Consider the following 12374-nt stretch of genomic DNA (forward strand, 5'->3'; position numbering starts at 1 on the left):
ATCTCAGTATTTAAGATTTACGCTTTTTAGTTATTTCCGATACTGGCCATCTCCATAAACAATATATTTCGTAGAAGTCAGTTCAGCTAAGCCCATTGGACCGCGTGCATGTAATTTTTGTGTACTGATCCCGATTTCAGCTCCAAAGCCAAAAACAAAACCATCCGTAAAACGAGTCGAAGCATTAGCGTAAACCGCGGCTGCGTCAACTTGCTGTAAAAATTGTTGCGTAGCAAAATAATTATCACTAATGATACTTTCAGAATGTTTGGTGTTATAGCGATTGATATGCTGGATGGCTTCTTCTAAAGAATCAACCACTTTAACAGCTAAAATATAGTCGTTAAACTCAGTTTCCCAGTCTTCTTCAGTGGCTGGAATTGACTGCTCAAAAAGCGCTAGTGCTCGTTCATCCGCTCGTAATTCCACATTATATTCATTCAGGGCTTTTTCGATAACCGGTAGGAAATCTGCTGCTACTTCTTGATGGATCAATAATGTTTCTGCTGAGTTACAAACAGAAGGACGTTGGCATTTAGCATTGACGATGATATTTGTTGCCATCTCTAATTGAGCGTCTTTATCGATATACACATGACAATTACCAGTTCCTGTTTCGATCACTGGAACAGTTGCAGTTGTTAAGACTGCTTTGATCAAATTAGCGCCGCCACGAGGAATCAAAACGTCTAGATAATCATTTAATTTCATCAATTTTTGCGCTGTTTCCCGAGAAGTGTCATCGACAAACTGGATTGCCAAAGGAGAAGCATCGTTTTGTTTCAATGCTTGTTGTAAAACGGATACAAGGATTTGATTTGAATGGAAAGCTTCTTTACCGCCACGTAAAATCACAGCATTACCTGTTTTAAAACAAAGACTTGCTGCATCTGTCGTCACATTTGGACGTGATTCATAGATGATGCCGATCACGCCTAGGGGCACACGTTGTTTGCCGATCATCAAGCCATCTTCATTTTTCCACATTTTATCGACTTCTCCGATTGGATCAGGGAGAGTGGCCACTTGGCGAATACCGTCCGCCATTTCTTTAATTCGTTCATCTGTTAAACGCAAACGATCCAACATCGCATCTGTAATCCCATTTTCCTTGGCTGCATCTAAATCTTTTTGATTTTCTAGTAATATTTTAGCAGTGCTTTTTTCCAGTTCATCCGCCATGTGCAGTAATAAATCGTTTTTTGTTTTTGTGTCCATCAAGCCTAGTTGATAAGCTGTTTCTTTTGCTTGTTTGCCTAGTTGTATTAAATCAGTCATGAAACGTTCCTCCTTTTTTGAGTTAAATAAATAACGTACCAATCATTTCACCATTTAAAATATCAAATATGATCTTTGGTTGTTGTCCGTTTGCTAAAATCATGGCGCCATCATGCTCTAATACACGTTCTGCTGCTTTTAATTTACTGTACATGCCACCAGTTCCAAAGCGACTGCCTTTGCCACCAGCTAATTGTAAAAGCTCGTCATTGATTTCATTGATTTCGGAGAACAGAGTTGCGTCTTTATTAGTATTTGGATTATCAGAAAAGAAACCATCGATATCAGATAACATAATCAAGGCATCTGCTTGGATCAGTTGGGCTACGATTGCCGATAATTGGTCATTGTCGCCGAATTTTGTCAGATGATCCAATTCGTCGATTGCCACAGTATCATTTTCATTGATGACGGGAATAATGCCCATTTGTAGCAATTGTTCAATTGTATTCGTTACGTTTTGGCGGCTTTCAGGATATTCGATCACGTCTCTAGTCAATAATAATTGGGCGATTTGCTGGCTGTAAGTCAAAAAGCGTTGGTTGTAAATGTTCATCAATTCCGCTTGTCCCACTGCTGCCACTGCCTGCTGTTCTGGAATGGTCGGGGGTCGTTTGTCCATGTTTAACTTATTTAAGCCAACACCGATCGCACCAGATGACACTAAGATGATCTCTTTGTCTTGGTTACGCAAATCGGATAAGGTAAACGCCAATTGATCGATGGCGCTTAAATTGATATTGCCGTTGGGATAAATCAAGGTACTGGTCCCAACTTTGATGACGATTCGTTTTGCTTCTTTTAATTGTTTTCGCATGGTTGACCTCACTTATTAGAGGCTTAGATAGAAGCGTTTAGCTCTGAGAATGCGCAACATCAACGCGTCCTTTGTTGTGTTTTTTAGCTTATTTCCGAAAGAGCTGCTTCTAGATAGCCGTTTTCGATTATTTTAGATAAGGCTATTATCTAGCCTTTTCCGTTTATTTGCAAGAAAGCTTGGACAAAAATTTGGCTTTTGTCCAAGCTTAGATTTTATTCTTCTATTTTACAGCTTTATAGGTCTTTTGTCTCTAAATCATGAACAAATAATCCGCTCAATAATTTAGGTTCAAACCAAGTTGATTTTGGCGGCATGATTTTACCTGCATCCGCAACATTTAATAAATCATCCATGGTTGTTGGGTAAACAGCGAAAGCGACTGACCACTGACCGCTATCCACTAGTTGTTCTAATTCCTGCATGCCGCGAATGCCGCCGACAAAATCGATTCGTTTATCTGTACGGACATCTTGAATATCGAAAATCGCTGCAAATACATGATTTTGAAGTAAAGAAACATCTAAGCCATCAACTGGATCATCAGATAAAATCGTGTCTTTAGCCGTTAAAGCAAACCACTGCCCGTCTAAATACATGCCAAACGTTTTTGCTTGGGTAGGTTTTCCAGTGTCTGTCTTGGTGATTGTAAAATTCGTTTCCAAATGCTTAAAGAAATCTGCTTCGATCGGTACGTTCAAGACACGGTTATAATCTAAAATTTCTAATTCTTCTTTCGGAAAAATGACAGATAAGAAATAGTTAAATTCCGCTGTATCAGTTGCATTAGGTTGAGCCTCTTTTTTCTTTTGTCCAACTTTTACTGCAGATTCTGTACGATGATGACCATCAGCGATGTATAAAGCGGGCACATCTTGAGCAAAAGTTGTCACGAGTTGTTCAATCACTTCTGGTTTATCTATAAGCCAAACACGGTGTGTGACTTCATGGAAACTAGTGAAATCATAGACTGGATCATGTGATTTTTTCCATTCATCTGTCAGCGTTTGGATCTGTTCATTTTTACGGTAGGTTAAAAAAATCGGGCTAGTATTCGCATCGCATGCTTCAATATGGCGAATGCGATCGACTTCTTTTTCTGGACGGGTAAATTCATGCTTTTTGATTTTACCTTTTGTGTAATCAGTGATTGAAGTACACGTGACAAGACCTGTTTGAGCGCGTCCATTCATTGTTAATTCGTAAAGATATAAGAGTGGCTGTTCATCTTGAACCAACCATTGTTTTTGTAAAAAAGCTTGTAAATTACTAGCAGCTTTTGCATAAACTTGATCATCATAAGGCGAAAGGGTTTCAGGTAAATCGATTTCGGCTTTATCGATGTGAAGGTAAGAATAAGGATTATTTTCACCAAGTTCACGCGCTTCTGCAGAATTTAAAACATCATAAGGTAATGTCGCGATTTTGTCACTAAACTCAGATGCTGGTCGAATGCTTTTAAATGGGTGGATCATAACCATTAATAACTCACCGCCTCAGTATTTTTGATCGTCCGTACTCGGATGATGTTTTCTGCGGCTTGAATTTTCTCAGCAGCAGCATTGATTTTGGCTTCATCTGTTTCAGAAATATCAACGATCGTATAGGCATAATCATCACGACTGCGGTTGATCATTGTATCGATATTGATCTCTAAATTGGCAATGCCAGTTGAAATTTGTCCTAACATATTGGGAACATTTCTGTGGATGATCGTGAAACGGAATGGCGAATTGAAGGCCATTTCCACAGTTGGGAAATTAACAGAACGTTTGATATTCCCAGTTTCTAGAAATTTTTTCAGAGTACGAGCAGCCATTTTGGCACAATTGATTTCCGCTTCCTCAGTTGATGCGCCTAAGTGAGGAAGAACTAAGACTTTTTCATTGTGCAAAAGACGTTCATCGGCAAAGTCAGTAACAAAATTGCTGATTTCTTCTTGGGCCAAGGCTTCGATCACAGCGTCTGTTTCGACTAGTTCACCACGAGCAAAGTTAAGCAAAACGGCATTTTTTTTCATTTGCGCTAATTGTTCTTTGCCAATCAAATGATGAGTATTTTCAGACAAAGGAACATGAACAGTTATGAAGTCACAGGTTTTCAAAACTTCTTCCATACTTTGTGCTCGTTTGACACGACGTGAGATACTCCAAGCAGTATCAACGGAAACAAAAGGATCAAAACCTGTCACTTCCATTCCTAAACGATAGGCATCATTGGCAACCATCGCACCGATTGCACCTAAACCGATCACACCCAATTTTTTACCTTCTAATTCTGTGCCGGCAAACTGTTTTTTCTGTGCTTCAGCTTGTTCTTCAGCGTCAGGACCTGTTAATGTTTGAACCCAGTTAGAGCCTTTTAAGATTGGGCGGACAGATAAAAGTAAGCAAGCGATTACTAGCTCTTTTACAGCATTCGCATTGGCACCTGGTGTATTAAACACAACGATGCCGTCTTCTGTGCATTGTTTGACTGGAACATTATTCGTCCCCGCACCTGCACGAGCAACAGCTAAAACAGAAGCAGGAAAATCATACTCATGGAGTTTTTCACTACGTAAGATGATACCGTCAGGTGTTTCCGTTTTGTTGATCGTAAAATTTTCTTCATTGAAGCGTGCTAAACCAACTGGGGCGATAGCATTGAATGTTTTAATATCGTACATCTATTTTGTTCCTCCATTTTCTGCTTCGAATTTTTTCATCAAGTCAACTAAAGCGAGAACGCCAGCTTTTGGAAAGGCATTGTATAAACTTGCACGCATACCGCCTACAGAACGGTGACCTTTTAAATTTTGGAATCCTGCTGCTAAGGCTTCTTGATTGAATTTTTTATCTAGATCATCACTGCCAGTAATAAAAGGAATATTGTTGATCGAGCGGTCTTTTGGATTTACTGGTGAAGAAAATAGAGTAGATGAATCAATTTCATCATACAAAATCGCTGCTTTTTCTTTGTTTTGTTTTTCCATTTGAGAGACACCGCCTTGTTCTTTGATCCATTCAAAGACAAGCTTTGCCATGTAAATGCTGTATGTCGGCGGTGTATTGTACATTGAGCCGTTTTTCGCATGGATATCGTAATCTAACATGGCACTGAGAACATCGGCTTGACCGATCAAGTCATCACGAACGATAACGACAGTAAGTCCTGCTGGACCAATATTTTTTTGTGCTCCCGCGTAAATTAAGCCAAAATCAGCCACATTATAATCAATCGATAAAATATTAGAAGACATATCTGCGACAAGCGGCACCTCACCTGTGTCTGGGAGGTTATAAATTGTCGTACCTTCAATGGTGTTGTTCGTCGTAATATGGACATAGGCTGCATCTTGCGGGATGTCTTCTTTACTGATTTCAGGAATATACGTGAAATTTTTATCTTCACTTGAAGCAATTACTTGAACGTCAACATTCTTGATTTTTTTCGCTTCACTAATGGCTTTTTTTGCCCAAGAACCAGTGTTGACATATAAGGCTTTTTTATTTTGTGCTAAATTCAACGGAACCATCGTAAATTGCATACTAGCGCCGCCTTGTAAAAAGAGCACTTTATAGTTATCAGGAATTTTCATCAATTCTCTGAGTAAAGTTTCGGCATTTTCAATGATCGTTTCAAAAAGGGAGGAACGATGACTCAACTCCATCACGGACATGCCGCTGTTCTCGTAATTCACCAATTCGGATTGTGCTTTTTCCAATACACTTTTAGGTAAAACGGCGGGACCAGCTGAAAAATTGTAAACAGTTTTCATACATCTATCTCTCCTTTGATATGATCATTCATCTACTATTGTATAGTAAATGTGAAAACCATTATAACAGAAAGCTTAAATTAAAAAAAGATTAAAAGTAAATTTCGTAAAATTTTTCACAGAGATTTTCATTTTGAGTAAAACAAACATGTTTATAAATTAGTAAACATGTTCATATTTGGTTGAAAGCGCTTCTTATAAGTGTTTTTATTTACTATAATACGTCATGAAGAGACATCGGCCGAATCGTTCTTCTACTGTAAGTTTTGAAGTGTGTAACTCATTAATAATTCAAATTGGATTAGAACTGTACCAAAAAATAGTTGAGGATAGAAATCTTGATGGGAGCTTTTAGAGTAGGTATTTGTACTGATAGAAAGTGTAGAAAGTTTACTGATTGCAGATTGCTCACTACCAACAAAGCAGATGCTTTCCAACTCATTAGTCTGAGCGATTTCTGCGAGTTCAAACATCCTACCAGTATTACCAGAATTACTGATGAAAATCAGTAATACATCATTCTTATGACTTTCTCTTAAAAATTCTAAATGACTATTTGAAGTGGCTCTAAATCCGTAAAGATTTAAGTATTCAGAAAAGTAATTTGCTAAATTTTGTGAAAAACCAGAACCTAAAATCATGATGTTTTTATCCTGATATTTTTTCATAAGAGTTAAAAAATGATTGCCATATGCTTTGATCACGTCATGTTTTTCAAGACGTTCTTGGTTGAGGTTGAATTCACTGATGTAAAAAACAAGTTCACTGTAGCCTGTAAAATTCATTTTTTTCGCCATATTGATCACGGTTGCGGTTGAAACAAAACTTTGTTTGGCAATTTCCCGAATACCTAAATTTTTCAATTCCTGCCGATGATCGGCCATATATCGTAAAATTTGGATTTCGGTTTTATTCAATTGGTATTTTTCAGCAAGACTATCGATATTCACTTGAATCACCCTTAAAAATCAATTTAGTTAGGAGTATTATAACATGACAGAACAAGAATATATCAATGATCCGTGGGCAAGAGTTAAAACCAGAAATAATTTAAATGGGGACGAAGTTGTCTCTGCACTGCAAAAATCGATCCGTCGAGGCAATGAGCGTGCAGCGTGTGATTTTGCGTATGAAATGTATATCACGTCTCCTCAGTTTGAAGAAAAATTATGGCGCAGATTACTAGCAATTTCAGTAGAAGATATTGGAATGGGGAATGATCAAGCTGCAATCATGGTCAATAATTTAAACCAAATGCGTAAAGAGTTTCAATATAATGAATCTGATCGTGCCATGTTCTTTTTCCATGCGATCCGTTACCTATGCCAATCTGAAAAAGATCGTTCTTCCGATTTATTGAAAAATATCGTGATCAAAAGTTTTGCAATGGGACATGTACCTGAGATTCCAGATATCGCTTTAGATAAACATACAACACGTGGTAAAGAAATGGGGCGAGATTCAAAACATTTCTTGAATGAAGCAAGTCTCGTTATTCCGCAAGCTGAAGTAACCAATAACTACAAAGAAGAATATGCAAAAATCATTGATCGCTATGACCCGAATGAAGTCGTTGAATCGGCTTTTGAATTTAATTCTTGGCAAGTTTAAGGAGGAGCTTCTCATGACTAAATCTGCGAGCGCTAAAGGTTCTATGGTAAATCGATTGAATGACATTTTAAGTCCGTTTGCAAATAAAATTGGCAATCAGCGCCATCTTAAAGCTGTTTCAACTGGAATGATGTTTGGCTTACCATTTATTGTGATTGGTTCATTCTTCTTGATTTTTGCCAATCCGCCCATCAATATAGATCAGTATGATCCAGCGAAGGCTGGAGTCTTTATGAAGTTTTTAGCTGCGTGGAAAGAATTCGCTGTGGCCAATTATGATATGATTACAGCTCCATATAACTTAACGATGGGAATCATTGGATTAATTAGTGTCTTTGGGATTGCGTATTCATTATCAAATGAATACAAACTGAACGCTGCAATGAATGGTATGGTCAGTATGGTGACCTACTTACTTGTTTGTACGCCTGTCAAAGATGGTACGATTTCTCTTGCTTATTTAGGGACGAACGGGTTGTTTGTGGCAATTATTTTAGGTCTTTTAGTTGTTGAAGTCAGCCGTTTTTTTGAAGTGAAAAATATCAAAATTTCGCTGCCTGATACAGTACCGCCGATGGTTGTGACGTTTATTAATACGTTGATTCCGCTGTTGACGAATATTATCTTATTTTATGGATTGAATTTGGTGTTTTTAGGTATGATTGATAAAACGTTTCCTGATGCAGTCATGTCTGTACTAACACCAGCAGTCAACATTGCAGGAAGTTTAGGCGGGTTATTGCTGATCGTAACACTTGGAAATGTTCTCTGGTTATTTGGTATCAATGGTTCATCGATTATTTTTCCAATTGTCTTTACGTTGGGCGTAGCTCAAACAGGACTGAATGCAGAACAAGCTGCCGCAGGTGAAGCGATGACGCATTTGATGAACTTGCAGATGTTTCGGATTTCTGTTTTAGGTGGTGCAGGCAATACATTAGGTTTAGTGGTTTTAATGATGTTTAGTAAAGTTCCTCAATATCGTACGATTGGGAAACTTTCGTTTGTGCCAGGAATTTGTTCTATCAATGAACCAGTTATTTTCGGTCTGCCGATCGTTTTTAATCCGATTTTAGGGATTCCATTTTTGATTATGCCAATTATTTCACTGTTTCTAACGTACTTTGCACAAAAAATCGGCTTGATTTCGCTAGGATTTATTGTTGATCCGTCTTTCACACCATTTTTTGCTCAAGCGTATTTGGCTACGATGGATTGGCGCAATATTGTTTTCTATGTTTTCTTAGTTATTTTGAGTATTGTTGTCTATTATCCATTCTTTAAAGTATTTGAAAAAAATCAAACGAAATTAGTGGATGAAGTGTTGTAGGAATGGAAGTATAGATTTAAAAAATTGTCGATTGCATAGTTTATGTGATCGACTTTTTTTAGTTGGGTGATTGATTTCACTTTTCTCATGAACGTGGTAGACTACCAACATAACAAACTGTTTTAAAGGAGACTGATCGATGTCTAAAGTAAAAGAATTAGCCCGCAATTTCCTACAAGTTGCGCCATTTATTTTATCCAATACAATTATTTTTATTCCTTATTTTCTATTTTTAAGTTTAAGTGATGGCACCACAATGGAGAGAATTTTACCCTTTGTCCTTTTTTATACGTTTCGGATGACGGGGATCTTTTTGTTAAAAAGCTTCAAACTAGCATTGACGAGTTTTAATGTGCTGATTATTTCGATTTTACTCGGGGGTGCGGGGTGTTTGATTGGCGTATTAGGGCAATTTTATTTTCCGGCTTATCTTTTTTCAGCTGTTTTACTGGGGATTAGTGCATCGTGGTTGCCTGCAGCGAATACTACTGTTAACTATCATGAAAAACGGCAAGGTTATTCTGCTTTGACGGGTAGAAAATATCTTTTTATCTTACTAATATTCGGTGGTGTGATCGCATCGTTGATGTTGACGAAAGAGTTGAGGATTCCTTTAGTTTTAGGAGAGTATACTTTGCTGTATATAGCGGCCTACCATACGGTCACACATTATCCTGATTATGAAATTGATTTCAATGAAGTCAATCAACAAGTGATATCGGTCAAGGAGTTCTTTTTATTTTTATTTTTCTTCGTTCTGTTGTTATTTATCCGTTCAGCCCGTTTATTATTCGATCCACAACTCTTGGATGTTGGGATCATCGGGTTTTCTATTTTATTTTTAATCGCTGGCTGGTATTTGAACAGTCAAAGAAAAATATGGAAACTCCCACTATGGTTAAATTTGCTAACCTTCGCTAATGGGATGTGTATGAACTTTCTACTGCTTTTTGGCACGTTTTATGTTTCGTTGCGTTTAGGGATAGATCGTCTTACAGCTACTTTATATGTTCCTTATATTTTGGGAATCATTGGTTCCGCTTTTGTTATTAAATTTTTATATCGTCTGTTTCCTAAAGTGGATCCCAAAATCGTTCATCTGAGCGGCTTTATTTTGTCACTATTCTTGTTATTATTTCGACCGATTTTTCCAGTTGGTATTTTTCTTCTTAGTTGTTTCATAAGTGCTACAGGTAATTTTTTGAATCAGCAGTATTATCAAGAAGAGATTTTACCTCAGGATCAACGAATCATTACGAAATACAGCACGCAAACCAAAGGAAGTGTCACCCATCAATTGTTATTGATGAGTGTTTTATGGTTATTAGCGAAACAAGCACAGTTACCCGTTAAAACAGTTTTACAGATCACGGCACATCGGACCCACAATCCAGCGGCACTTCAACTAGTAGAGCATGTTCATGTAATTAGTATCGTTGGGTTGATGTTATTTTTTACTTTTATCCTTTACGAAGTAGTAAAACATGAACAAAATGAGTCCAATTAATGTGTAAACATTAAAAAAACACAAGAGAATATTAAAGATGCTATAAAACTAAACTGGGAATCAACCTAGTATGTTAAAATAGAAATAGTTTACAAGTAGAGGAGATTTTTGATGAAACAACGAGGATTTGAAATTATTACGGATTATAAAGATCAAGGCATCGCGATTCCTGAACGTGCGACAAAAGGCGCTGCAGGTTACGATTTTGAAGCTGCAGAAACAGTAGTCGTTCCAAGTATTTGGCAATTACAAGCACAAGGCATAGCACCAAAACCAGTCTTGGTAAAAACGGGAATCAAAGCGTATATGGCTGAAAATGAGTATTTAGAATTAGTGAGCCGTTCATCAAACCCATTGAAGCGCTTTTTAATGTTAGCCAATGGCGTAGGTGTGATCGACCGCGATTATTATAATAACGAAGGCAACGAAGGACATATCATGTTTCAATTTTTGAATTTCGGCTATGAAGAGATGGTTATTGAAAAGGGCGAACGAATCGGACAAGGAATTTTTAAACCGTTTCTATTAGCGGATGTTGATGACGTAGAAACTGAACGTACAGGCGGTTTTGGCTCTTCAGGTAAAAACTAAGATAAAAACACTTCTGAACTGCGTATTTTACAGTGGGAAGTCTTAGTCGTAGTGTCTATACTATGGTAAAATAAAGAATACATCAAAACGAGGGGATAGCATATGGCAAAAAAAGCAAAAGTTCAATTTGAGTGTCAAACGTGCGGGTATATCTCCCCTAAATATTTAGGTCGTTGTCCGAATTGCGGGCAATGGAACACAATGACAGAAGAAATTATTCAAGATACAACAGATCGCCGTGTCAGGGTCAGCTTAACTGGTAAAAAAACACAGCCCCAACGTTTAGCGGAAGTCGTGCCGAAAAAAGAACCTAGAGTTAAGACGAAGCTGGTAGAACTGAATCGTGTCTTAGGCGGTGGCGTGGTTCCTGGGTCACTTGTTTTGATCGGCGGAGATCCTGGTATCGGGAAATCAACGCTGCTATTACAAGTCTCACAACAACTAGCTGAGATCGGCGGCAAAGTCTTATATGTTTCTGGAGAAGAAAGCGCCGAACAAATCAAAATGCGTGCTGAACGTTTAAGCTCGATCGATACAGAATTTTATTTGTACGCTGAAACAGATATGAATGAAATCTCCAAAGCAATCGAAAAGTTAGAACCTGATTATGTGATCATCGACTCTATCCAAACGATGACACAACCTGATGTGACCAGTGTTGCTGGCAGTGTGAGTCAGGTACGGGAAACGACTGCTGAATTATTGAAAATAGCTAAAACAAATGGGATTGCGATTTTTATCGTTGGTCATGTGACCAAAGAAGGTTCAATTGCAGGACCACGTATGCTTGAACATATGGTAGATACGGTGTTGTATTTTGAAGGAGACAAACATCATACATTTAGAATCTTGAGAGCGGTGAAAAATCGTTTTGGGTCCACTAATGAGATCGGTATTTTTGAAATGCGGGAGCATGGACTGGAAGAAGTCGCGAATCCTTCACAAGTATTTTTAGAAGAGCGATTAGCTGATGCAACAGGTTCAGCCATTGTGGTAGCGATGGAAGGAACACGCCCGATTTTAGTTGAAGTGCAGGCGTTAGTGACACCAACTATGTTTGGTAATGCAAAACGAACAACAACAGGACTTGATTTTAACCGAGTATCTTTGATCATGGCCGTTTTAGAGAAACGTGCTGGATTACTATTACAAAATCAAGATGCCTATTTAAAAGCTGCAGGTGGCGTGAAGATCAACGAACCAGCGATCGATTTAGCAGTGGCTGTAAGCATTGCTTCAAGCTACAAAGAAAATGGTACAAAACCAACAGAATGTTTTATTGGTGAAATTGGTTTGACTGGTGAAATTCGGCGTGTGAATAGTATCGAACAGCGAGTACGTGAAGCACAAAAGCTTGGCTTTACCAAAATTTATTTACCGAAGAACAATTTAGGTGGTTGGACCCCGCCAGAGGGCATCGAGATTGTCGGCGTTGCGACAATCGGGGAAACACTGAGAAAAGTATTCAAATAGGATGAGG

At 38.1% G+C, this 12374-nt stretch carries 11 protein-coding genes; 5 read left to right on the forward strand and 6 right to left on the reverse strand.

Annotated elements, in window-relative coordinates:
* Window positions 1-30: 30 nt before the first annotated feature.
* The 6 genes from A5821_RS12320 to A5821_RS12345 form a co-directional block, all read right to left on the reverse strand.
* Entirely contained in the window at window positions 31-1278 is a 1248-nt protein-coding gene (locus A5821_RS12320) for a glutamate-5-semialdehyde dehydrogenase (RefSeq protein ID WP_086314894.1), read from the reverse strand.
* A 22-nt stretch (window positions 1279-1300) separates the two neighbouring features.
* Window positions 1301-2095, reverse strand: coding sequence for a glutamate 5-kinase (gene proB / locus A5821_RS12325; RefSeq protein ID WP_010770345.1), 795 nt, complete (start codon window positions 2093-2095; stop codon window positions 1301-1303).
* 236 nt (window positions 2096-2331) lie between these two features.
* Window positions 2332-3576, reverse strand: coding sequence for a DUF1015 domain-containing protein (locus A5821_RS12330; RefSeq protein WP_086314896.1), 1245 nt, complete (start codon window positions 3574-3576; stop codon window positions 2332-2334).
* Window positions 3576-4763 carry a phosphoglycerate dehydrogenase gene (locus A5821_RS12335; RefSeq protein WP_086314898.1) on the reverse strand — a complete coding sequence of 396 codons (1188 nt, stop codon included), beginning with the start codon at window positions 4761-4763 and terminating at the stop codon, window positions 3576-3578. The genes A5821_RS12330 and A5821_RS12335 overlap by 1 nt, the downstream gene beginning before the upstream one ends.
* Complete coding sequence (serC, locus tag A5821_RS12340; protein WP_086314900.1) at window positions 4764-5855, reverse strand: 3-phosphoserine/phosphohydroxythreonine transaminase; 1092 nt, start codon at window positions 5853-5855, stop codon at window positions 4764-4766.
* A gap of 254 nt (window positions 5856-6109) precedes the next feature.
* Entirely contained in the window at window positions 6110-6805 is a 696-nt protein-coding gene (locus A5821_RS12345; RefSeq protein ID WP_086314902.1) for a MurR/RpiR family transcriptional regulator, read from the reverse strand.
* A gap of 43 nt (window positions 6806-6848) precedes the next feature.
* Between A5821_RS12345 and A5821_RS12350 the strand changes: the two genes are divergently transcribed.
* From A5821_RS12350 to radA, 5 genes are all read left to right on the forward strand, one after another.
* Entirely contained in the window at window positions 6849-7466 is a 618-nt protein-coding gene (locus tag A5821_RS12350; RefSeq protein ID WP_010770350.1) for a hypothetical protein, read from the forward strand.
* A gap of 13 nt (window positions 7467-7479) precedes the next feature.
* Window positions 7480-8796 carry a PTS sugar transporter subunit IIC gene (locus tag A5821_RS12355; RefSeq protein ID WP_170923034.1) on the forward strand — a complete coding sequence of 439 codons (1317 nt, stop codon included), beginning with the start codon at window positions 7480-7482 and terminating at the stop codon, window positions 8794-8796.
* 139 nt (window positions 8797-8935) lie between these two features.
* Window positions 8936-10303, forward strand: a complete 1368-nt coding sequence (locus tag A5821_RS12360) for a hypothetical protein (protein WP_010770352.1) — start codon at window positions 8936-8938, stop codon at window positions 10301-10303.
* Window positions 10304-10414: 111 nt separating this feature from the next.
* Window positions 10415-10894: a dUTP diphosphatase gene (locus A5821_RS12365; protein ID WP_086314904.1), complete on the forward strand. Its 480-nt coding sequence runs from the start codon at window positions 10415-10417 to the stop codon at window positions 10892-10894.
* A gap of 102 nt (window positions 10895-10996) precedes the next feature.
* The gene (gene radA, locus A5821_RS12370; protein WP_086314906.1) at window positions 10997-12367 is read left to right on the forward strand and encodes a DNA repair protein RadA; all 1371 of its coding nucleotides are present in this window, start codon (window positions 10997-10999) and stop codon (window positions 12365-12367) included.
* Window positions 12368-12374 lie beyond the last annotated feature (7 nt).

It is taken from the genome of Enterococcus sp. 7F3_DIV0205 (assembly GCF_002141365.2).
Classification (GTDB): Bacteria; Bacillota; Bacilli; order Lactobacillales; family Enterococcaceae; genus Enterococcus_L; species Enterococcus_L palustris.